Source organism: Sphingomonas sp. EU05-FHT14C10, from assembly GCF_058790595.1.
In genome coordinates this window covers 31,203-51,083 of record NZ_JBYTEN010000006.1, presented here as the reverse complement: position 1 = coordinate 51,083, position 19,881 = coordinate 31,203, and the positions used below count along the sequence as shown (strand labels likewise).

General features: G+C 66.3%; 24 protein-coding genes. 6 read left to right on the top strand and 18 right to left on the bottom strand.

All coding sequences use genetic code 11. The features are described 5' to 3' along the window. Positions 1-38: 38 nt before the first annotated feature. Positions 39-194 carry a hypothetical protein gene (locus AC3WT0_RS08270; RefSeq protein ID WP_492753030.1) on the bottom strand — a complete coding sequence of 52 codons (156 nt, stop codon included), beginning with the start codon at positions 192-194 and terminating at the stop codon, positions 39-41. 127 nt (positions 195-321) lie between these two features. After that, entirely contained in the window at positions 322-1,824 is a 1,503-nt protein-coding gene (locus tag AC3WT0_RS08265) for a tyrosine-type recombinase/integrase (protein ID WP_492753028.1), read from the bottom strand. A gap of 261 nt (positions 1,825-2,085) precedes the next feature. On the opposite strand from AC3WT0_RS08265, the gene AC3WT0_RS08260 reads away from it, so the two are divergent. Further along, complete coding sequence (locus AC3WT0_RS08260) at positions 2,086-2,361, top strand: hypothetical protein (protein ID WP_492753026.1); 276 nt, start codon at positions 2,086-2,088, stop codon at positions 2,359-2,361. Here AC3WT0_RS08260 and AC3WT0_RS08255 read toward each other — a convergent pair whose 3' ends face one another. After that, positions 2,362-3,606, bottom strand: a complete 1,245-nt coding sequence (locus AC3WT0_RS08255; protein WP_492753023.1) for a threonine synthase — start codon at positions 3,604-3,606, stop codon at positions 2,362-2,364. A 47-nt stretch (positions 3,607-3,653) separates the two neighbouring features. After that, positions 3,654-3,857: a hypothetical protein gene (locus AC3WT0_RS08250; RefSeq protein ID WP_492753021.1), complete on the bottom strand. Its 204-nt coding sequence runs from the start codon at positions 3,855-3,857 to the stop codon at positions 3,654-3,656. Between the two features lie 103 nt (positions 3,858-3,960). Here AC3WT0_RS08250 and AC3WT0_RS08245 point away from each other — a divergent pair, with 103 nt between their 5' ends. Further along, the gene (locus AC3WT0_RS08245; RefSeq protein WP_492753019.1) at positions 3,961-5,505 is read left to right on the top strand and encodes a methyltransferase regulatory domain-containing protein; all 1,545 of its coding nucleotides are present in this window, start codon (positions 3,961-3,963) and stop codon (positions 5,503-5,505) included. A 54-nt stretch (positions 5,506-5,559) separates the two neighbouring features. On the opposite strand, the gene gyrB is transcribed toward AC3WT0_RS08245, so the two are convergent. Continuing rightward, the gene (gene gyrB / locus AC3WT0_RS08240) at positions 5,560-8,025 is read right to left on the bottom strand and encodes a DNA topoisomerase (ATP-hydrolyzing) subunit B (protein ID WP_492753153.1); all 2,466 of its coding nucleotides are present in this window, start codon (positions 8,023-8,025) and stop codon (positions 5,560-5,562) included. A 94-nt stretch (positions 8,026-8,119) separates the two neighbouring features. On the opposite strand from gyrB, the gene AC3WT0_RS08235 reads away from it, so the two are divergent. Further along, positions 8,120-8,518: an acyl-CoA thioesterase gene (locus tag AC3WT0_RS08235; RefSeq protein WP_492753016.1), complete on the top strand. Its 399-nt coding sequence runs from the start codon at positions 8,120-8,122 to the stop codon at positions 8,516-8,518. Here the strand turns inward: AC3WT0_RS08235 and AC3WT0_RS08230 are convergent. The 8 genes from AC3WT0_RS08230 to AC3WT0_RS08195 all read right to left on the bottom strand — a co-directional run bounded on the left by AC3WT0_RS08230 (position 8,515) and on the right by AC3WT0_RS08195 (position 15,375). Further along, positions 8,515-9,873, bottom strand: coding sequence for a surface lipoprotein assembly modifier (locus tag AC3WT0_RS08230; protein WP_492753014.1), 1,359 nt, complete (start codon positions 9,871-9,873; stop codon positions 8,515-8,517). The genes AC3WT0_RS08235 and AC3WT0_RS08230 overlap by 4 nt on opposite strands. 15 nt (positions 9,874-9,888) lie before the next feature. Then, positions 9,889-10,515, bottom strand: coding sequence for a HupA family protein (locus AC3WT0_RS08225; protein WP_492753012.1), 627 nt, complete (start codon positions 10,513-10,515; stop codon positions 9,889-9,891). Positions 10,516-10,558: 43 nt separating this feature from the next. Continuing rightward, the gene (locus AC3WT0_RS08220; RefSeq protein ID WP_492753010.1) at positions 10,559-11,065 is read right to left on the bottom strand and encodes a hypothetical protein; all 507 of its coding nucleotides are present in this window, start codon (positions 11,063-11,065) and stop codon (positions 10,559-10,561) included. A gap of 28 nt (positions 11,066-11,093) precedes the next feature. Beyond that, complete coding sequence (gene rpoN, locus AC3WT0_RS08215) at positions 11,094-12,632, bottom strand: RNA polymerase factor sigma-54 (RefSeq protein WP_492753007.1); 1,539 nt, start codon at positions 12,630-12,632, stop codon at positions 11,094-11,096. A 5-nt stretch (positions 12,633-12,637) separates the two neighbouring features. Continuing rightward, positions 12,638-13,417, bottom strand: a complete 780-nt coding sequence (gene lptB / locus AC3WT0_RS08210; protein ID WP_492753006.1) for an LPS export ABC transporter ATP-binding protein — start codon at positions 13,415-13,417, stop codon at positions 12,638-12,640. A 106-nt stretch (positions 13,418-13,523) separates the two neighbouring features. Beyond that, a complete protein-coding gene (gene lptA, locus AC3WT0_RS08205) occupies positions 13,524-14,105 on the bottom strand; it encodes a lipopolysaccharide transport periplasmic protein LptA (protein WP_492753005.1) in 582 nt (193 codons plus the stop codon). Further along, positions 14,105-14,749 carry an LPS export ABC transporter periplasmic protein LptC gene (gene lptC, locus AC3WT0_RS08200; RefSeq protein WP_492753002.1) on the bottom strand — a complete coding sequence of 215 codons (645 nt, stop codon included), beginning with the start codon at positions 14,747-14,749 and terminating at the stop codon, positions 14,105-14,107. The genes lptA and lptC overlap by 1 nt, the downstream gene beginning before the upstream one ends. 8 nt (positions 14,750-14,757) lie before the next feature. After that, positions 14,758-15,375 carry a ribonuclease D gene (locus AC3WT0_RS08195; RefSeq protein ID WP_492753001.1) on the bottom strand — a complete coding sequence of 206 codons (618 nt, stop codon included), beginning with the start codon at positions 15,373-15,375 and terminating at the stop codon, positions 14,758-14,760. Positions 15,376-15,697: 322 nt separating this feature from the next. Here AC3WT0_RS08195 and AC3WT0_RS08190 point away from each other — a divergent pair, with 322 nt between their 5' ends. Further along, entirely contained in the window at positions 15,698-16,474 is a 777-nt protein-coding gene (locus AC3WT0_RS08190) for a cold-shock protein (RefSeq protein WP_492752998.1), read from the top strand. Positions 16,475-16,582: 108 nt separating this feature from the next. Here AC3WT0_RS08190 and AC3WT0_RS08185 read toward each other — a convergent pair whose 3' ends face one another. The 5 genes from AC3WT0_RS08185 to AC3WT0_RS08165 form a co-directional block, all read right to left on the bottom strand. Continuing rightward, positions 16,583-17,077: a Dps family protein gene (locus tag AC3WT0_RS08185; protein ID WP_492752995.1), complete on the bottom strand. Its 495-nt coding sequence runs from the start codon at positions 17,075-17,077 to the stop codon at positions 16,583-16,585. A 131-nt stretch (positions 17,078-17,208) separates the two neighbouring features. Beyond that, positions 17,209-17,760, bottom strand: coding sequence for a TMEM165/GDT1 family protein (locus AC3WT0_RS08180; RefSeq protein WP_492752994.1), 552 nt, complete (start codon positions 17,758-17,760; stop codon positions 17,209-17,211). 3 nt (positions 17,761-17,763) lie between these two features. Further along, positions 17,764-18,087 carry a hypothetical protein gene (locus tag AC3WT0_RS08175; RefSeq protein ID WP_492752993.1) on the bottom strand — a complete coding sequence of 108 codons (324 nt, stop codon included), beginning with the start codon at positions 18,085-18,087 and terminating at the stop codon, positions 17,764-17,766. A gap of 137 nt (positions 18,088-18,224) precedes the next feature. After that, positions 18,225-18,398 carry a 50S ribosomal protein L33 gene (gene rpmG, locus AC3WT0_RS08170; protein WP_492752990.1) on the bottom strand — a complete coding sequence of 58 codons (174 nt, stop codon included), beginning with the start codon at positions 18,396-18,398 and terminating at the stop codon, positions 18,225-18,227. Between the two features lie 158 nt (positions 18,399-18,556). Next, a complete protein-coding gene (locus AC3WT0_RS08165) occupies positions 18,557-18,919 on the bottom strand; it encodes a response regulator (RefSeq protein WP_492752988.1) in 363 nt (120 codons plus the stop codon). Between the two features lie 36 nt (positions 18,920-18,955). Between AC3WT0_RS08165 and AC3WT0_RS08160 the strand changes: the two genes are divergently transcribed. Together AC3WT0_RS08160 and AC3WT0_RS08155 are read left to right on the top strand one after the other, a co-directional pair. After that, a complete protein-coding gene (locus AC3WT0_RS08160; protein ID WP_492752986.1) occupies positions 18,956-19,228 on the top strand; it encodes a DUF3572 domain-containing protein in 273 nt (90 codons plus the stop codon). Beyond that, positions 19,225-19,854: an HAD family hydrolase gene (locus AC3WT0_RS08155; protein WP_492752983.1), complete on the top strand. Its 630-nt coding sequence runs from the start codon at positions 19,225-19,227 to the stop codon at positions 19,852-19,854. The genes AC3WT0_RS08160 and AC3WT0_RS08155 overlap by 4 nt, the downstream gene beginning before the upstream one ends. Positions 19,855-19,881: the final 27 nt, after the last annotated feature.

The following is a 19,881-nucleotide window of genomic DNA, read 5'->3' as shown; positions in this document are numbered from 1 at the left end:
TTCCGGCAGCGCGCGTCACGCGCCGCCGGAGCGTCTGCTCAGCGCTTCGATCCGCAGCACCCGCCGCTGGTTGCCGGCGGCGCGTCTTGCGGACGGGCCTGCTCGGCCTTGCCGGCGTCCGCCTTGCCGCCGCAGCATCCCGACTTGTTGCCGCTGCCACCTTGGTGATCGCTATGGTGGGTGTGGCTCGCCATGTCCTGTCTCCTTCGATGGCGGACTTCAGTCCAGCCGGATCGAAGGACGCGTCCGGCGCACGAATCTTACAGCGGCGCGAGCGATCGGCCCAAGGTCGCCCCAATGGAGCGAGCATTTACGCCGCGATCAGGCGGCCGCAGCCAGCACGCCTTGCTGCGCATCACGCCACGCGGTCAGCGCCTCCGCCGAATAGACGACCCGGCGCCCGATCTTTCGGAATGCCGGACCAGTGCCCATCCATCGATAGGTTTGCATCGTCCCCACCGTGAAACCGAGCAGGGCCGCGGCAGCGCGCGTATCGAGCCACTGGGTACGGATGATCGCGCCAAGCACCGGGTCGGGTTTCGGCGCTTCCTGTTCGCATTGCGTCGCCCAGAAGGCGATGAACGGATCCTCGTCTTCCATGTCATTGGCTGCGGCAACCGCGAAGCTGTCGTCGAGGTGCTGCGCGATCTCGTCGGAGATGCGGTCCGCCGCGGATTTGAGCGGATGATCGGACAGATGGGTATAGCGCTCGGTCGTCTTGGCGCTCTTGTGACCGAGCAGGGCGCCGATGATCAGCATGCTGTCGCCGGTCGATGCGCCGATCGAGGCGAAGCTGTGCCTCAGATCGTGGATGCGGACGTCCTCGAGCCTCGCGGTCTTGCGGATGCGTGCCCAGCAGGAATGCAGGTCGGTCACATGCGTGCCCTCCTTCTTGCCTGGGAGCAGATAGGGGTTGCCGACGACCTGCGGCACCGTCGCGATCACCTTCATCGCCGGCGCTCCAAGATGCACGATCTTCGCGCCCGTCTTGCTGTCCGGGAGCCGCAGGCAGCGGTGGAACGGATCGATATAGCTGCGCTTGAGTGTCAGTATCTCGCCCTTCCGGCATCCGGTCAGCACCAGCAGCCGAAGCGCGGCGATCGCATAGGGACTCTCCACCCCGAGCGATGCTGCCGCCGACAGCGCTTCGCCTAGCCTCGCGAGTTCGGCCGGTGAAAGGAAGCGCTCCATCTTCTTGCCCGGAAACTTGCGGACGCTGATCGCAGGGTTGTCGAGCCGCACGCCTCGCACCACGGAAAACCCCATGACCGCGCTCAGGGTCGTAACTGCCTGATTCGCCGCGCCTTTCCCACCGCGCACGCGCGATAGACCGCGATGACCGGTTTTCCTGCTTCGCGCGGTCTTTCCGGCCGCGATGTCACGCAGCAGCTGCTCGACGTCGGCGCGAACGATCTTCGACGCGCGGCGCGGGCCGAGGAGTGGCTTGATGTGGTTCTCGATGTTGTTACGCGCGGCCCGAATCGAGCTTTCTTTCGCGGTTATCAGTGCTTCCGCGAGATAGACGTCGCAAAGCTCGCCGAGCGTGAGTTCTTTACGTTCATTTATACGCTCCTGCTGCGGGTCGACGCCGTCTATGATTTTTCCCAATAGACTTTGCGCTTCCAGCCGGGCCGCTTCCGGGGTCCATGGAGAGCCATGGGTGCCGATCTTGAAGCGGCGCTGCCGGCCCTCGAAACGATATTGGAGAACATAGGTCAGCGCGCCGCCGGGCGAGATTCTCAGCCCGAATCCATGGACATCGGCGTCCCACAAGACGCGGTCCTTGCCATCCGCCTCGAGCTTGTCCACCACTCGCTTGGTCAAGCGTATCTGCGCTCTTGCCATACGAACTCCCGGAACTCGACCTCAGACTTGCCGCCGAGGTCCGCGAACTGGAAGCACGGCGGAAGCAAGCGGCATAAATTGATGGGTCAGAGTGTCGTATTCCAGCAAAGTTTGGTCAAGCAAAAATGGCTGAAATCGTAGATTTGGATAGTCTAGCGCAAGTAAAAGAGCACCTTGGTAAGGCTGAGGTCGTGAGTTCAATCCTCACCGGCAGCACCACCCGTCTCTGAGAAGGCGGATATGCAGAAGCATCATCATATCCTTCCCGCCGCATCGAATCTGCTGGGCATCTCGCTGCTCATCATCACCGGGCTCAATGTCGCGAAGATTGCGTCGACCACCATCGCAGACGAAATCGCATGGGGCGCGGCCGTCTGCTTCAGCCTCAGCTGCGTCTTCTCCTACCTCGCGATTCGGGCAGAACCGCAGGGCAGCGCGTTCGAGCCCTGGGCCGATCGCATTTTCTTCGGCGGGCTTATTCTGCTTTGCGGCTCGGTGCTCGTTCTGGCGCTCTGATCAAGCGCTTGCGATGGCGTTCCAGTCGATCGGCTGATGCCGGTCGATCGCCGCATCGGCGGGCGGCATCGGGTATTTGAGGCCCGATGCACAATTGAACAGCACCGCGCGGTCGCGGCTGTCGATCAGCCCGCGATCCAGTGCCGCTTCCCACGCCGCCGCCGTCGCCGCGCCCTCGGGGCAGAGCAGCAGCCCGTCCTCGCGCGCGATCCGGTCGCGCGCGGCGATGATCGCGTCGTCGTCGACGGCGATCGCAAAGCCGCCCGATTCGCGCACCGCGCGCAGGATCAGGAAATCGCCGATCGCCCCCGGCACGCGGATGCCGGAGGCCACGGTATGGGCGCCCACGATCGGCTCGGCATGCTCGGTCCCGGCTTCCCAGGCATTGACGATCGGCGCGCAGCCGCTCGCCTGCACGGCCACCATGCGCGGCCGCTCTGATCCGATGAAACCCAGCGCCTCCAGCTCGTCGAACGCCTTCCACATGCCGATCAGCCCGGTGCCGCCGCCCGTCGGGTAGAAGATCACGTCGGGCATCTGCCAGCCGAGCTGTTCGGCCAGCTCCAGCCCCATCGTCTTCTTGCCCTCGATCCGGTAAGGCTCCTTGAGCGTCGAGAGGTCGAACCAGCCCATCGGCTCCTTCCCCTCGCCGACGATCTTGCCGCAATCGCCGATCAGCCCGTTGACGCGCCACACCTTCGCCCCTTGCAGCGAGATCTCGCGGACGTTCACCTCGGGCGTGTCCTCGGGGCAGAAGACATAGGATTCGATCCCCGCCGCCGCGCCATAGGCGGCCAGCGCCGCGCCGGCATTGCCGTTGGTCGGCATCGCGATGCGCCCGACGCCCAGTTCCTTGGCCATGCTGACGGCCATCACCAGCCCGCGCGCCTTGAACGATCCGGTGGGCAGCCGCCCTTCGTCCTTCACGATGGGCGCCGCCGCGCCATGGCGCGCGCCCAGCCGGGGCAGGGGAATCAGCGGCGTCGCGACCTCGCCGAGGCTGACGACATTTTCGGTCCGCCGCACCGGCAGCAGCTCGCGCCATTTCCACAGATCGGGGCCGCGCGCTGCGATCGTCGCCTTGTCGATCGCGCGGCGCACGCCGTCGAGATCATAGCGCACGAGCAGCGGCTTGCCCGCGCGCGACAGGCCGTGAAGCGTGTCGGCGGCATAGGTCTCGCCGGTGGCGGAACATTCGAGATGGGTGACGAAGGTCGGGCGGTCGACGATATTGGCGTTGGGCATTGCCGCCTCATGCGCCCTCCTTTTGGATGACGCCAGATAGAAGCGCTTCAGCCCGCCATATTTTGCTTGAGCTCGCAGGCACGCTGCGCAAGCCGCACGGCCTCGTCGATCAGCGCCGCCGCATCCTGGCCGGCCTTGGACACCGCGATGCCAAGGCAGTTGCTGGCTTCGGCCCGCAGTTTTTCGGCGCGGTGGGCCCGCCGCGCCGAAGGAGATAAGCTACGCAACATAACGATCGCAGAATGCCGCACTGCGGCATTTGTTCCTGCGCCGCGCGGCGCGTGCTTTCAAATTGTCCGATCGCGCGGCGCCCACTAAGGGCGCAGGCAGGCAATCGAAGACGGGGATCCTTCGATGAACGACTGGTCGCGTGGTTATGATGTCTCGGTCGGCTATACCTACGGCTTCTGCCGCGAGATGGCCCCCGACTGGCTCGACCTCTGCGCGCGCGCGGCCGGCGGCGCGCAGCCGCAGCGGCACGCGTCGGGGCAGCCGCGCTTCCTTGAACTTGGCTGCGGGCAGGGCATGGGGCTTTGCCTCCTAGCTGCCGCCAATCCGGGCATCGACTTCGTCGGCATCGATTTCCTGCCCGATCATGTCGATCATGCGCGGCGGATCGCCGATGCGGCGGGGCTCGCCAATGTCCGCTTCGCCGCCGCCGATTTCGTCGATCTCGCGACTGGCTGGCCTGAAGATTTCGGCCAGTTCGACTATGTCGCGATGCACGGCGTCTACAGTTGGGTGGCGCCTCCGGTGCGCGCGGCGGTGGTCGAATGCCTGCGCCACGCCGTCCGCCCCGGCGGCCTCGTCTATGCTAGCTACAATGCCCAGCCCGGCTGGCTCGGCTCGATGCCCTTCCAGCATATCGCCCGCCGCTTGAGGGATGCGGGCGCGAAGACGGGGCCGGAAGCGATCGACGAATCGATCGCGCTGTTCGATCGGCTGGACGACGGCGGCGCGGGGATCTTCAAGATCCTGCCCGCGCTCAAGCCCCGCCTCGATTCGATCCGCCACCGCAGTCGCAACTATCTGGTGCAGGAATATCTGCACGACGGGTGGGAGCCGCTCTGGCATTCGAGCGTCGCCGACGATCTGGCGCGCGCCGGGCTCGCCCATGCCGGCACCGCGACGTTTGCCGAGGCGCTGCTCCCCGGGCCGTTGCCCGCCGCGCTGCGCGATACGATCGCTGCCCAGCCCGATCGCGGGCTGCAGCAGGATCTGCAGGATGTCGTGATCAACCAGGCCTTCCGGCGCGATATCTTCCGCCGCGCGCCGGCCGGCGCTCCTGCGACGACCGGCACCCCGCCGCCGATGCGCGTCCGCCTCCTCGCGCCGCCCGCACCCGGCAGCACGCTCAGGTTCGAAGCCGCGTTCGGCGAGGTCGCCCTGCAAGCCCCGGCCTATGCCGAGATTGTCGACGCGCTCCGCGCCGGCCCATGCCCCGTCGAGCAGCTCGTCGCGCTGCCCGGCGTCGCCCGGCAAGGCGTGGCCAATGCCCGCCAGCTGCTGTTGCTGCTCCTCCACGCGCAGGTGCTCGCGCCTGATGCCGCCGCCCCCGCATCGGCAGAGGCCGCGCAGCGCCTCAATTTCGTGATCGCGCGCGAAGCGTCGAAAGGCCTGCCCTATGGCAATATCGCTGCCGCCGCGATCGGCTCGGCGATCGCGATCACCGACGTCGATCTGATGCTCCTCGACAGCTGGTTTGCGGCTGATCGACAGGCCGACGGCTCGATGCTGGCCGAAGGCGTCGCCACGCGCCTCGCGGCGCTCGACCGCAGGCTCCACCACGCGGGAAAGCCGCTCGAAGGCGAAGCGATGCACCGCCAGCTCCTGGCCGAAGCATCCGAATTCCTCGCCCACCGCATCCCCGCCTGGCGCTCGCTGGGCGTTCTGCTTTAGGGAGCGGCAGGCAGGCGCCCGGTCCCGCCTTGCGGGAACCGGGGCCGCCATGCATCAAACGTCGAGATTGGCGACGTTCAGCGCATTTTCCTGGATGAAGTCGCGGCGCGGCTCCACCACGTCGCCCATCAGCTGGGTGAAGATCTCGTCGGCGACGTTGGCCTGCGTGATCTCGACGCGCAGCATCGATCGGTTCTGCGGATCGAGCGTGGTTTCCCACAGCTGCTCGGCATTCATCTCGCCCAGACCCTTGTAGCGCGAGATCGACAGTCCCTTGCGCCCCGCCGTCAGGATGGCGTCGAGCAGTTCGCTCGGCCGCGTTACCTGCGTGCCGCGCGGATCGACCGCTGCGTCCTCGTCGTCGCTCGCGCGCGCCGCCAGATTGGCCTGGATCAGCCGCGATGGGCGGACATAGGCGTCGGTCTGCTCGGCGGCGAGTGCATGGAGCTTGCGCGCCTCGGCCGATCCCAGGAAGGCCGCCTCGACGATGTGGTGGTCGGTCACCCCGCGCCAGAAGCGCTCGAGGTGATAGCCGCCTTCCTCGCTCAGCCGGCCCTGCCAGCGCGCCTCGGGGTCGCCGGCGTCGAGCCAGCCCGCCACGCGGTCGATCAGTGTCTCGCGCGCGATGCGGTCGAGGTCGGGGGCCAGCGCCCCGGCCAGCGCCATCGCCTCGATGATCGCGGGGTCATAGCGCCGCGGGACGTAGCGCATCAGCGTGCGCATCCGCCGCGCATGATCGATCAGCAGGCGCAGATCGTCGCCGCTGCGCTGCCCCTCGGGGCTGTCGAGCACCATCGCGCCCAGCCCCGCGTCGACCAGATACTGGTCCAGCGCCGCATCGTCCTTGAGATAGACTTCGGATCGGCCGCGCGCTGCCTTGTAGAGCGGCGGCTGGGCGATGAAGAGATGGCCGTTCGCGATCAGCTCGGGCATCTGGCGGTAGAAGAAGGTCAGCAGCAGCGTGCGGATATGCGCACCGTCCACGTCGGCGTCGGTCATGATGACGACCTTGTGGTAGCGCAGCTTCTCGATGTTGAAATCGTCGCGGCCGATGCTGGTGCCCAACGCCTGGATCAGCGTCCCGATCTCGCGCGACGACAGCATCCGGTCGAAACGCGCGCGCTCGACGTTCAGGATCTTGCCGCGCAGCGGCAGGATCGCCTGATAATGGCGGTCGCGCCCCTGCTTGGCCGATCCGCCTGCCGAATCACCCTCGACGAGGAAGAGTTCGGACTTGGCGGGATCGCGCTCCTGGCAGTCGGCGAGCTTGCCGGGCAGCGAGGCGATGTCCATCACGCCCTTGCGCCGCGTCAGTTCGCGCGCCTTGCGCGCTGCCTCGCGCGCGGCTGCGGCGTCGATGATCTTGCCGACGATCGCCTTGGCGTGGGCGGGGTTTTCCTCCAGCCACTCGGCCATCTTGTCGGCCATCAGCGCTTCCAGCGGCTGACGCACCTCGGACGAGACGAGCTTGTCCTTGGTCTGGCTGCTGAACTTGGGGTCGGGCAGCTTGACCGAAACGATCGCCGTCAGCCCCTCGCGCATGTCCTCGCCGGTGAGGCTGACCTTCTCCTTTTTCAACAGCCCCGATTTCTCGGCATAATTGTTGAGCGTGCGGGTCAGCGCCGCGCGGAAGGCCGCGATATGCGTGCCGCCGTCGCGCTGGGGGATGTTGTTGGTGAAGGCGAGGACATTCTCGTAATAGCTGTCGTTCCACTCGAGCGCGACGTCGATGCCGATCGAATCGCGCTGGCCGTGCACCGTGATCGGATCGGGGAAGAGCGGCGTCTTGGCGCGGTCGAGATATTTGACGAAGGCCGCGATGCCGCCTTCGTAGAACAGCTCATGCTCCACGCGTTCCTCGTGGCGCGCGTCGATCAGCTTCAGCCGCACGCCCGAATTGAGGAAGGCGAGCTCGCGGTAGCGATGCTCGAGCTTCTCGAAGTCGAACTCGGTGATCTTGAAGGTCTCGGCCGAGGGGAGGAAGGTCACACGCGTGCCGCGCTTGCCATCGGGCGCGGGGCCGACGACCTTCAGCGGCGCCACGGCATCGCCGCGCTTGAAGCGCATGTAATGCTCTTCGCCGTCGCGCCAGATCGTCAGGTCGAGGAAGTCGCTGAGCGCGTTGACCACCGATACGCCGACGCCGTGGAGGCCGCCGGAAACCTTGTAGGCATTGTCGTCGGACGTGTTCTCGAACTTGCCGCCGGCATGGAGCTGGGTCATGATGACCTCGGCCGCCGACACGCCTTCCTCGGGGTGGATTCCGGTCGGGATGCCGCGGCCATTGTCCTCGACCGACACCGATCCGTCGGGATTGAGCTGGATCAGGATCAGGTCGCAATGCCCGGCGAGCGCTTCGTCGATCGCGTTGTCGGAAACCTCGAACACCATGTGGTGCAGGCCCGATCCGTCGTCGGTGTCGCCGATATACATGCCGGGGCGCTTGCGAACCGCGTCCAGGCCCTTCAGCACCTTGATGGATTCGGCGCCGTAACTATTCGATTCAGGGGATGTTGCCATGAAAAGCATATAGCGATCGATCCGCGGAATCCCAAGCAATTCCGTCGCCGCTAGTCGCTTTACAACGGCGAAACGTGATGTTCCCCTGACAACTATGTACGAAAGCTCGATCACCGCCGTCCCCGCCGACATCGACGAGCTCGGCCACGTCAACAACGCGGTCTGGGTGCGCTGGATTCAGGATATGGCGACCGGCCACTGGCGCGCCCGTGCGCGTGCTCAGGATGTCGACGCCTATGTCTGGGTCGTCGTCCGCCACGAGATCGACTATCTCGGCAATGTGAAGGCCGGCGAGACGGTAACCGCGCGCACCTGGGTCGACGAGGCGGGGCCGCGTGGCGCGCGCTTCGATCGCCACGTCACCTTCACGGGCAGCGACGGCAAGCTGCGCGTCCGGGCGCGCTCGACCTGGGCGATCATCGATCGCGCCACAGGCCGCATCCTCCGCATCCCGAAGGACGTCGCCGCGCCGTTCATGGACGATGTCGGCTAAAACTCGCGCGACAATGCGAATTCGAAGCGCGTTCGCTTGAACTCGTAGAGGCCGACGGTCGAATCATTGACCGATCGCGTCACGCGGATCAGCGGCGACAATCCCTTGAAGCTGAACTGGCGCAGGATGACGCCGCCCGTCAGGTCCCACCGCGCATCGTTGCGCGTCCTGGGGAAGAGCGGCAGCCGCGCGTCGGCGCCGAGCATCCCCACGCTGCCCTGCATGAACACCAATTGCCGCCCGAACGCGCGCGCGAAGAGCATTTCCACCGATCCGCTCGTCGTCGCCAGCGATTTCGCCTCGGCGCTCTGTCGATCGAAACGCACCGCGAAGCGCGTGCTCAGCCGTGGCGTGATCGCGCGGTCATAGGCCACGCTCAGGTCGTAGAGCGATCCGTTTTGCGCCGAAATCTGGCGGTATCGGTTCTTGAGGAAGGTGCCTTCGACTTCGATCTGGCTCATCGGATCGAGCGGTTTCAGATAGTTGAGCGTCGCGCCATAGCTGGTCGAATAAAGGTCGCCGCCGAACCAGCGCTTGCTCGCCACCACCGCCGGCCGCCAGCGCGCGCGGCCGGTGCGGATTTCGGGTCCGGTCGCCACGGTCGCGATCACGTCGTTGAACTGCGATGCGCCATAGAGGTTGGCGCTGGCTGAAACGCGCGCGAGCAGACCGACATGATCGGTGAGGTCAGTTCGCGCAAAGGCCTGACCTGACAGCGATGCGCCGACGCCCGAACGCGCCCGCGCGTCGCGGTCGAGCTGGAGCGGGGCGATCACCGTGTCGACGGTCTGCTGGTCGGGCGCGCGGTTGATGTTGCTGTCGGGCGCGACCGCGATTTCGAAGGAGCCGCCGAAGGACTTGTTCGATCGCAACGCGACTGCGAACTGGTCGACCGCGCGCGCTACGTCCTCGGGCAGTCCTGCCGATCCCACGCGCCGCAGTTCGCGCCGCGCGCCCGCCTCGTCGCCCGATGCGGCAAGCAGCCGGGCAAGCTCGAGCCGCACGCGCTGCGCCCTGGGCTTTTCGTCGAGAATCTCCCGCAGAAGCTCGATCGCGCCATAACGGTCGCCCTGCGCCTCGCGCAGCTGCGAAAGGCGGAAGCGTGCCTCGGCGCGGGCATCGGCATCGGGATCGCGCGTCAGCCCGCGGAGCAGCGTCTCGGCGTCGGAAATCCGGCCGGCATCTGCATAGGCCCGCGCGATCGCCAGTACGTTGGCCGCGTTCAGCCCCGTGACGCAATGCGCCTTGTCGGGGCAGGGGCGGGGCTGCGTCTCGGGTGCCGGGGCTGCTGGCGTCTGCGCTGCCGCCCCGGTCGCCGCGACCAGCGCGATAGCGGCGATGAGGGGGCGGATCATCCTCGGTGTTCGGGTCTATTGCGCCTTGCCGACGACCGCGCCGACCGCGACGCCATTGGCGCCGGTCAGGCGGAAGGTATAGCCGATCTCGCTGCCCGTCGGGCCGAAGAAGGCGCCGTTGAAATTGCCGCTATAGACATTGCCGTCCGCATCGGTGCCCTGATGGACGAAGGTGCCGCCGAAGCCGCCGCCAAGCGCCGCGATCGTCCCCGTGCCGCGGAACACGCCCAGCGATTTGACCTGGCTGGTGATCGCGTGCGTACCCGTGAGATTCAGGTCGGTGGCAACGGTCATATTGCTGAAATTGGCTGTGAAACTGGCATTTCCACTGAGCGCGTAGGCGCCGTTGTTCGTTGCCCACAGGCCGTCGACATAAGTGGTGTAGCTGGCCGATCCGGTGCTTGGCTGGTTCACGCCCTGACGAATGCCATAGACGAAAAAGCGCTGGTCGAACGCGCCGGAGACCGAGTTGGTCGTGCTCCACGCGCCATAGCTCACATAGGATAGCGAGAGCAGCAGGTTGGCGCTGCCCGGATTGAACAGCACCAGCCGGTCCTGCCGTCCGCTGCTGCCGTCGATCTTGTAGACCGTGATGATGACATTGCTGTTGGCGCTGTCCTTGCTCGCGGGCAGGAAGCTCATGCCCGATGACCCGTCGTTGACGGTATATCCGCCAGTCGCGGCATCATAGCTCAGCGTTGCCCCGCCTCCGAAGTCGGCGGACGAAGAGCTGATCCCCGTCAACGCGCCGCCGCTGCCCTGAATAGCGCTGATCCTGCCCGTACTGACCGAGAAGGTCTCGCTCACTGACAAGGGATCGAGCCGCGTATTTGTCGGAGTGGGCGTCGGAGTGGGCGTCGGCGTCGGAGTGGGCGTCGGCGTCGGAGTCGGAGTGGGCGTCGGCGTCGGAGTGGGCGTCGGCGTCGGAGTGGGCGTCGGCGTCGGAGTGGGCGTCGGAGTGGGCGTCGGCGTCGGAGTGGGCGTCGGCGTCGGAGTGGGCGTCGGCGTCGGAGTGGGCGTCGGCGTAGGCGTCGGCGCCGGAGTAGGCGTCGGCGTGGAGTTCGTGCCACCGCCTCCGCAGGCGGCGAGCGCCAGCCCGAGACTGAACACGCAGGCGTTGCGGTGGATCTTCATGATAATTCCCAAGGGCAGCCGACAGTTGCCCGGGGCTATGCGGGACATCCTCCTTCAAATTGGTTAACGTGTCGGAAAGCAGTCGCTCAGGCGGCGCGCGTCCCGATCGCCTTTTGCCGTCGCCGCTGGACTGACGATCCTATCCCCATCGCCTCGCGATATTTGGCGACGGTACGCCGCGCGATGTCGAAGCCTTTTTCGCGCAGCAGATCGACCAGCGTATCGTCGGAAAGGATCGCCGAGGGTTCTTCGGCGGCGATCAGCGCGCGGATCGCGCTCTTGACGGCTTCCGCCGAAACCGCGTCTCCGCCGTCCGCCGACTGGATCGCGCTGGTGAAGAAATATTTGAGCTCGAACAGCCCGCGCGCGCAGCTCAGATATTTGTTGCTGGTCACGCGGCTCACCGTCGATTCGTGCATCCCGATCGCCTCGGCAACGGCGCGCAGCGTCAGCGGGCGCAGATGCGCGACGCCTTTCAGGAAAAAGGCTTCCTGCTGCTTCACGATCTCGCTCGCCACCTTGATGATTGTGCGCTGGCGCTGGTCGAGCGCCTTGATCAACCAGTTGGCGCTGGCCAGCGCTTCGGACAGCCACGCCTTGGACGTCTTGTCGTGCGATCCGCCCTGCAGCTCGACATAATAAGCGCGGTTGACCAGCAGGCGGGGCAATGTCGCGGTATTGATCTCGATCGCCCAGCCCCCGCCGCGCCGCGCCACGAACAGATCGGGCGTCACGGCCTGCGTGCGTTCGCCGCCGAAGCGCAACCCCGGCTTCGGATCATAGCCGCGCAGCTCGCGGATCATGTCCGCCATGTCCTCGTCGTCGACGCCGCACATGCGCTTGAGCTGGCTCAGTCGCCCCTGTGCCAGCAGGTCGAGATTGTCGAGCAGCCGCGCCATGGCGGGATCGTAGCGATCGGCTTCGCGCGCTTGGATGGCCAGGCACTCGCCCAGCGTCCGCGCACCGACGCCCGCCGGATCGAAGCCCTGGATCGTCGCCAGCACGCGCTCGACCATCGCCAGCGGCACGCCGAGCCGGCCTGCGAGATCGAGCAGATCGGCTTCCAGATAGCCGGCCTCGTCGATCTGATCGATCAGATAGGATGCGATCGCGAGTTCGGGCCCCGACAGCGTCTCGCCCGCCTGTGCGATCAGATGATCGTGGAGCGACGGCGCATCGGCCGCGAAGCTGTCGAAATCCGCCGCCTCGCCGTCCCCGCCGCCGCCCGTGCCTGCCAGCCCAAGCGCGCCGTCCATGCCGGGTGCCGAATCGCCGATGCTGTCGATCGCGCTGTCGTGGTGGAAGGTCTCGGCATTGTAATCGACGTCGAGCGGCGAATCGGCCGCGCCGTCGCCATGCGCGATCAGTCGGTCGGCAGTTTCGGGTTCGGGTGCGTCGGCCCAGCCGTCGGGGGCGTCGTCGCCCGATTCATAGGCATCGTCGGCAGGCGCGTCGCCGCGCTCCTCCCCGCCCGCCTCGAGCAACGGGTTGCGCTCCAGTTCCTCGGCGATGAAGGCTTCGATCTCAAGATTGGACAGCGCCAGAAGCTTGATCGCCTGCTGGAGCTGCGGCGTCATCACCAGCGACTGGCTCTGACGCAGATCGAGGCGCGGCCCCATCGCCATCGGCGCTACAATTCGAAACTTTCGCCGAGGTAGAGGCGACGGACATTCTCGTCGGCGACAAGCGCTTCCGGGCTGCCGGCGAAAAGCACCCGGCCGTCATAGATGATGCAGGCGCGATCGACGATGTCGAGCGTCTCGCGGACGTTATGATCGGTGATCAGCACGCCGATATTGCGCTTCTTGAGGTCGCGGACGAGGTCGCGAATGTCGGCGATCGAGATCGGGTCGATGCCCGCGAAGGGCTCGTCGAGCAGCATGATCGAGGGGTTGGCGGCCAGCGCGCGCGCAATCTCGCAGCGCCGCCGTTCGCCGCCCGACAGCGCCATTGCCGGCGATTCGCGCAGCCGCGTCAGCCCGAACTCGTCGAGCAGCGTCTCCAGCCGCTCCGCGCGCGCCGCGCGGTCGGGCTCGGCCATCTCGAGCACGGCCGATATGTTCTGCGCCACGGTCAGTCCGCGGAAGATCGATGTTTCCTGCGGCAGATAGCCGAGGCCCAGGATCGCGCGGCGATACATGGGCAGGCCGGTGATATCCTCGCCGTCGAGCATGATGCGGCCCGAATCGGGCTTCACCAGCCCCATCACCGAATAGAAGCAGGTCGTCTTGCCCGCGCCGTTGGGGCCGAGCAGGCCCACCACCTCGCCGCGTCCGACCGACAGCGATACGTCGGACAGCACTACGCGCTTGTCATAGGCCTTGGCGATCGAAACGACGGCCAGCCCGTCCGTCACCGCAGGCACGGCGTCGGGGCCGATCGGCGGATCGAAAGTGGCGATATCGTTCATCCTGGCTCCGGCTGCTCGCACGCGCGGGTTACGGGCGCGTTAACGGATTCGATTTTGGCAAGATTCGTGCATGGCGGCAAGCGCCGCCTGCGTCGGGACGGAAGGCTTAGGGCTTGGGGCTTGCCGAAGGCGTAGGGGCAGGCGACTTGCTCTGGTCGTTCTGGCGATCAGGCGCGACGAAGCGGCCGGTCACCCGTCCGCCGCGGCTGTTCTCGATATTGGAGCCGCCGACTGCCGATCCGTCCACGACCGCGCGGCCATTGTCCAGATCGTAGATCAGCCGCGCGCCCTGCACGTGATTCTGCCCCTGATCGAGCCGGACATTGCCCAGCATCGTGATCTGGCGCTTGTTGAGATCGTAGATGGCGAAATCGCCCCGCGCCGTCTGGTCGCCATTGTGCACCACGACATTGCCCGATGCGTCCATGCGCTGGATCTTGATATTGTCGCCGCTCGACGCGTTGCCGGCATAGGCCACGGTCAGGCGCTGCGAATCGAGCGTCATATCCTGCTGCTTGACCTTGACGTTGCCCGAGAAGATCGCGCGATCGGCGCGATCCTGCACCTCGATCCGGTCGGCCTCGACGTCGACGGGCGCGTTGGTGTCGTGCTTCTTGCCCGCCTGGCCAAGGGCGGGGCCGGCAAGCGCGATCATCGCGACGGAGAGCAGCAGGGCGCCGTGCTTCATCATTTCCCCTTGGCGGCCCCCTGCACGATATGCAAGCGCGCGCCGCCTTCGAGCGTCACGATCCGCTGGTTGAGGTCGGCGGTCATCCGGTCGCCGCTGAAGGTGCCCAGCGGCATGTCGCCTTCGGCTGTGCCGCGGCTGGCGAGCTTGCGCGTCTTGAGGTCGATGTCGACGTCGCTGGTGTGCAGCCGGTAGCCGTCGGCGGACCGGAAGAGGACGGGCCCGTCGATCGCCATCTTCTCGTCGTCCATATTATAACGGCCCTGATTCGCCGCGATCACCGCCGGCCCCTCGGGCAGCCCCAGCCGCGCGGTCACGCTGTTGAGCCGGACGACGGGGTCGGCCGAGCTGTGCTGGACGGCGGATCCGGCGCGCAGGACGAAGGCCTGGCCCTTGCTGTCCTGCCCGCGATAGCTGGCCGAGGTGACGCGCAGGCGTTCCGACGCGACGGCGACTTTCCCCTTGTCGAGCACGAAGCTCAGATCCTTGCCCGTGGTCAGCGGCGCGATCGCAAGAAAGGCGGTCAGCATCCCGATCGCGATCGGCAGCACGACGCGCAGGATGCGAATCACCCCGTCATGCCGGCTGCCCGGTGCCGCCCAGTGCTGGCGCGACGAGCGCTGACGGGCGGCAGCGTCAGACATGGCTGGGGTCAGACATGCGCGAAAATGTCGATCTCGGGCCAGCCGGCGAGATCGAGCGCCGCACGGTGCGGCAGGAAGTCGAAGCAGGCTTGCGCCAGCCCGGTGCGGCCTTCGCGGGCGAGACGCCGGTCCAGCTCCTCGCGCAGCGCGTGGAGAAAGCGCACGTCGGACGCCGCATAATCCTTCTGCGCGTCGCTCAGCTCCGGCCCGCCCCAGTCGGACGATTGCTGCTGCTTCGAAATATCCTGGCCCAGAAGTTCGCGGACCAGCTCCTTCAGCCCGTGGCGGTCGGTATAGGTGCGCACCAGCCGCGACGCCGTCTTGGTGCAATAGACCGGGGCCGCCATCACGCCGATATAGGCCGCGATCGAGGCGAGGTCGAAGCGCGCGAAATGATAGAGCTTCAGCCGATCGGGGTCGGTCAGCACCGCCTTCAGATTGGGCGCTGCGAAATCGCTGCCCGGCTTGAACCGCACGAGATGCTCGTCGCCGCTGCCGTCGGAAATCTGGACGAGGCACAGCCGGTCGCGTCCGGGGTGAAGCCCCATGGTTTCCGTATCGACGGCGACAGGGCCGGGGCCGAGCACGCCCGCCGGCAAATCTTCTTCATGGAAATGGACAGCCATTACGCGGCAATAGGCTAGGCGACCGCGCGGCTCAATGGCCGATTCGCGGCATCTCAAACTCTTGCCCGCCGATTTTGCGACTTGAACGCGCCGCGCCGATTTCGGCGGACATGCGCGCTATTTCGCTTGATGATCGCGGTTACCCGCGCATGCATCACGAGCTTTGCGAACGATTTGCGGAAATTGTTCGCGACATGGGTATTTTTTCGTTATGACATGCTTTGACGCGACTCCTGACTTTCGCGTCGGGGAGCTTGCGCCTTTCGCCCGGCGTGCAAGATCTGGTTAAGGCAATCGGGCGACCGGGAAAGATTTACAGGGCATGAGTTTCGATCGAGGACGGCGCGGACAGCGCGGCGGCAAGGACAAGCGGGACGGTTTCGGCGACGAGAGCTATGATGGCTATCAGGATCGCGGCAGCCGTTTCGGGGGCGGTTTTGGCGGTGGTGATTCCTACGGCGGCGGTGGCGGTCGTGGCGGCTTCGGTGGCGGCGGTGGCGGCTTCGGTGGCGGCGGCGGTGGCTTCGGCGGCGGTGGTGGTCGCGGCTTCGGCGGTGGCGGCGGCATGCCGGCGCAGGTCGTTGGCGAAGGCAAGGGCGTCGTCAAATTCTTCAACGCGCAGAAGGGCTTCGGCTTCGTCGTCCGCGATGATGGCGGTGAGGACGTTTTCGTTCACATCAGCGCCGTCGAGCAGGCTGGTCTTGCCGGGCTCGCCGAGGGTCAGCCGCTCGGCTTCACCCTCGTCGATCGCGGTGGCCGTATCTCGGCGACCGATCTGAAGATCGACGGCGAACCTCTCCCCGTGACCGAGCGTGCGCCGCGCGACGCTGGTCCCAGTGGCCCCGGCGGTGCTCCGCGTGGCGGCCCGCAGCGTCAGCTTACGGGCGAGAAGGCCAGCGGCACGGTCAAGTTCTTCAACGCGATGAAGGGCTTCGGCTTCATTCAGCGCGATGATGGCCAGCCGGACGCCTTTGTCCACATCAGCGCGGTCGAGCGTGCGGGCCTTACCAGCCTCAACGAGGGTGATCGTCTCGAGTTCGAACTCGAAGTCGATCGCCGTGGCAAATATGCGGCGGTGAACCTCGTTCCGGTCCAGTAAGCGATCCGACGAGACAAGAGAAAGGCCCGGCGGTCACATCGACCGCCGGGCCTTTTCTTATGTCCGGATGATGCGGGGTGGAGTGGTCTCCACCCGGCGCCATGCGAATCAGCTGCGGCTGGCCTCGAACAGGAACCAGGCGCGCTGCTCGGCTTCGTCGGTCCAGGTGTCGAGAATACCCGAAGTCGCATTGTCCTTCGCGGCGTCGACGATCTCCTTCGCCTCGTGGAACTTCTCGACGAGCTGGAGATTATCCTCGCGCAGTTCGATCAGCATGTCCTTGGCGGACACGAAATCGGCATCATTGTCCTTGATCGTCTGGCGGCGGGCAATGTCGCCGATCGAACGGATCGTGGTGTTGCCGATCTTGCGCACGCGTTCGGCGATCGCATCGGTCGTACCCAGGATCTGCGCGGCCTGATCGTCGAGCAGCAGGTGATAGTCGCGGAAATGCGGGCCCGAGACGTGCCAGTGGAAATTCTTGGTCTTCAGGTAAAGCGCAAAGCTGTCGGCGAGGATGCTGTTGAGCGTGTCGGCCACGGTCTTGGTCGCGTTGCTCGCCAGGTCGGTCGGGGTTTTCAGCTTCGGGTCGGTCTTGGCCATGGTCTGCTCCTTTGCCGGAATCTTTGCCGGAGATGGGGATACGCTCCACATAATGCACGAGCCACAGGAAAGTTACGCTGGCGATACGCAGATTCTCGATCTGCGTGAACGGCCTGCTAGATCAGCCTCGGCTAGATCAGGCGCAGCGCGGCGATGCCCGAAAAAAGGCCGCCGAGCAGGAAGATGGCGGCGGCGCCCCTCCTGATCTGCGCGACCGGAAGCTGCGCACCGAGCGCCAGCGCCGCCCCCGAGGCGACGATCACGCCCGCCGCCGCGCCGCAGGCGGTGAGGGCAGGCGATGCGGTACGTGCGGCGATCGCGGCGGTCACGAATTGCGTCTTGTCGCCAAAGGCGAGGAACAGAAAAGCAAGGAAGCTGCTGGCGAAGGCACCGATCCGCCAGCGCGCAACATCCGGCGCGCGCACCGGAAGCAATGCCCCCGCGCCGGCGAAGACAAGCGTGAGCGCGAGCAGCAGCCCGCGCGCTTCCGGCGTCATCAACGGAGCGAGCAAATTGCCGGCAAACGCCGCCAGCACGGCATTGGCGGCGGCGGCGATCGCGACCCCGGCGAGCACCGATCGCGTCCGCCCGAAATGCGCCGCCAGTGCCAGAACGAGCAACTGGGTCTTGTCGCCGAACTCGGCCAGGAGCGCGGCGACGAAAGCGGGCAGCAGGGCGTCCACGCCCTATCCGGCGAAGCGCACCGACATGGCGGCGGCAAAGGATTCGCCCGCGCCGCTGTCGCTCCGATCACAGCTTGCGGCGGCGCGCATCATGTCCAGGTAGGAAAGCAGCATCGGCCCGCGCTCGCCCCCGGCCAGCGCGGCTTCGAGCGACCGGGTCAGCTGGGCCAGCGGCATCAGCCCGTGCGCTTCGGCGGTACTGCGCACCAGATCGACATTCTCGCACAGCCGCATGATGTTCTGATGGCCGATTTCGGCGGCGATGCCGTCGATCCGCGCGCACAGGGTCGCGCGTATGTGACGCATCGCTTCGGACTCGTTCGCCATGATGTGGCCCCCGCCAGTTTCAGGCAGGGAGCCTCGCTCAAAGAGCCTAACGTCCCGTTAAGGACGCGAATCGGCGGGACACGAAAAAAGCGGGCCGCAACGCGACCCGCCCCGATCGGCCAGCAAGCCCGAAGGGCTTACTTGATCTTGGCTTCCTTGAACTCGACATGCTTGCGAGCAATCGGATCATATTTCCGGAAGCTCAGCTTTTCGGTCGTGTTCGGGCTGCGCGGATTCTTCTTCGTGACGTAGAAGAAGCCGGTATCAGCCGAGCTGACGAGCTTGATCTTGACGGTGGTCGGCTTTGCCATGACCCGAAAACCTCAGTCCTGAATTCTTAAAAAGACAAAAGCGGCGCCGACGACGCCGCTTGCGTGAGCGCAGGCCAATGCGCGTAGAGTCGCACTTTGTCAAGGCTTGGAGTCTGATCCGGCGGGCCGGTCCGGCATCCACCTGGGGCAGACCCGCTCTATACCAGCGCGCCGACCGCCTCGATGAATTTCATCACCGCGATGGGCTTCGACACATAGGCCTCGGCGCCTGCCGCCCGAATGCGTTCCTCGTCGCCCCTACCGGCGTAGGCGGTCACTGCCATGATGGGGATGGGCTTCAGCGCCTCGTCGGCTTTCAGCGTCTCGATCAGCTCGATACCGCTGACGTGGGGAAGCTGGATGTCCATGATGATCAGGTCGGGGGCGAAGGCGCGCGCGGTGTCAACGGCCTCGCGCCCGTCGCGCACCGGCTCGGCGACATAGTCGTGGGCGCGCAGCAGGTCGCAGAACAGCTTCAGATTGAGTTCGTTGTCCTCGACAACGAGCACTCTTTTTGTCACGCGCTTCCCCGAACAATGTGGTGATCTATCTAGGCCATGCCGACGCATCATACAAATGAAGCCGACCCGGTGGTGACGGCGCTCGCCGCACTGGGCTGGACGCTCGAATCGCCCGACCGCGCCCAGCGCCTGCTCGCACTGACCGGGCTGGGGGCTGACGATCTGCGCGCCCGCGCGGCCGATCCCGCCGTCTTGGGAGCGGTCCTCGGCTTCCTCGAGGCGCACGAGCCCGATCTCGTCGCCTGTGCCGAGGCGACAGGCGCAACCCCCGCCGCATTGGTTGCCGCGCGCGAGGCGCTCGAGCGATGAGCCGCCCGCTCCTCATCACCGATTGCGACGAAGTGCTGCTGCACATGGTCGTACCCTTCGGCGCCTGGCTGGGTGAGGCGCATGCGATCGACTTCGCGCCCGAAGGCGGCGATTTCTCGCGCGCGCTGCGCCACCGCCACGATGGCGCTCTCGTCGACCGCGAGGCGGTCTGGCCGCTGCTCGATGGCTTCTTCACCACCGAGATGCACCGGCAGACGCTCGTTCCCCACGCCGCCGAGGCCCTGGCTGCGCTCGCCGCGCTCGCCGACATCGTCGTTCTCACCAATCTCGCCGATCATCATCAGACGGGGCGCGAGGCGCAGCTCGATGCGCTCGGCCTCCGGCACCGGGTGGTCACCAATCAGGGGGGCAAGGGCGCGCCCGTGGCGCGGCTGCTCGACGAATATGGGCCGAGCGCTGCGGTCTTTGTCGACGATCTTGCCCAGCATCATGATTCGGTCGCGCGTCATGCGCCGCAGGTCCACCGGCTGCACATGATCTCGGAGCCGAGTCTGGCTCCGGCCGTCGCCCCCGCACCCGCCGCGCATGCCCGGATCGACGACTGGCGCGATGCCGAACGCTGGATCGTGGCGCGTTTCGCCGATGGAGCCTCTGCCAGGGCTTGACCGCAACGCATTCCCGGTGCTTGGGAA

Coding starts and splice junctions, on each gene's coding strand:
- AC3WT0_RS08230 (WP_492753014.1), bottom strand. CDS start 9,873: ATGATCCGCCCCCTCATCGCCGCTATCGCGCTGGTCGCGGCGACCGGG.
- AC3WT0_RS08185 (WP_492752995.1), bottom strand. CDS start 17,077: ATGGCCAAGACCGACCCGAAGCTGAAAACCCCGACCGACCTGGCGAGC.
- AC3WT0_RS08195 (WP_492753001.1), bottom strand. CDS start 15,375: ATGGCTGTCCATTTCCATGAAGAAGATTTGCCGGCGGGCGTGCTCGGC.
- gyrB (WP_492753153.1), bottom strand. CDS start 8,025: ATGGCAACATCCCCTGAATCGAATAGTTACGGCGCCGAATCCATCAAG.
- lptC (WP_492753002.1), bottom strand. CDS start 14,749: ATGTCTGACGCTGCCGCCCGTCAGCGCTCGTCGCGCCAGCACTGGGCG.
- AC3WT0_RS08160 (WP_492752986.1), top strand. CDS start 18,956: ATGCCGACGCATCATACAAATGAAGCCGACCCGGTGGTGACGGCGCTC.
- AC3WT0_RS08155 (WP_492752983.1), top strand. CDS start 19,225: ATGAGCCGCCCGCTCCTCATCACCGATTGCGACGAAGTGCTGCTGCAC.
- AC3WT0_RS08255 (WP_492753023.1), bottom strand. CDS start 3,606: ATGCCCAACGCCAATATCGTCGACCGCCCGACCTTCGTCACCCATCTC.
- AC3WT0_RS08245 (WP_492753019.1), top strand. CDS start 3,961: ATGAACGACTGGTCGCGTGGTTATGATGTCTCGGTCGGCTATACCTAC.
- AC3WT0_RS08260 (WP_492753026.1), top strand. CDS start 2,086: ATGCAGAAGCATCATCATATCCTTCCCGCCGCATCGAATCTGCTGGGC.
- lptB (WP_492753006.1), bottom strand. CDS start 13,417: ATGAACGATATCGCCACTTTCGATCCGCCGATCGGCCCCGACGCCGTG.
- AC3WT0_RS08175 (WP_492752993.1), bottom strand. CDS start 18,087: ATGGCGAACGAGTCCGAAGCGATGCGTCACATACGCGCGACCCTGTGC.
- rpoN (WP_492753007.1), bottom strand. CDS start 12,632: ATGGCGATGGGGCCGCGCCTCGATCTGCGTCAGAGCCAGTCGCTGGTG.
- AC3WT0_RS08235 (WP_492753016.1), top strand. CDS start 8,120: ATGTACGAAAGCTCGATCACCGCCGTCCCCGCCGACATCGACGAGCTC.
- AC3WT0_RS08225 (WP_492753012.1), bottom strand. CDS start 10,515: ATGAGCTTCCTGCCCGCGAGCAAGGACAGCGCCAACAGCAATGTCATC.
- AC3WT0_RS08190 (WP_492752998.1), top strand. CDS start 15,698: ATGAGTTTCGATCGAGGACGGCGCGGACAGCGCGGCGGCAAGGACAAG.
- AC3WT0_RS08270 (WP_492753030.1), bottom strand. CDS start 194: ATGGCGAGCCACACCCACCATAGCGATCACCAAGGTGGCAGCGGCAAC.
- lptA (WP_492753005.1), bottom strand. CDS start 14,105: ATGAAGCACGGCGCCCTGCTGCTCTCCGTCGCGATGATCGCGCTTGCC.
- rpmG (WP_492752990.1), bottom strand. CDS start 18,398: ATGGCAAAGCCGACCACCGTCAAGATCAAGCTCGTCAGCTCGGCTGAT.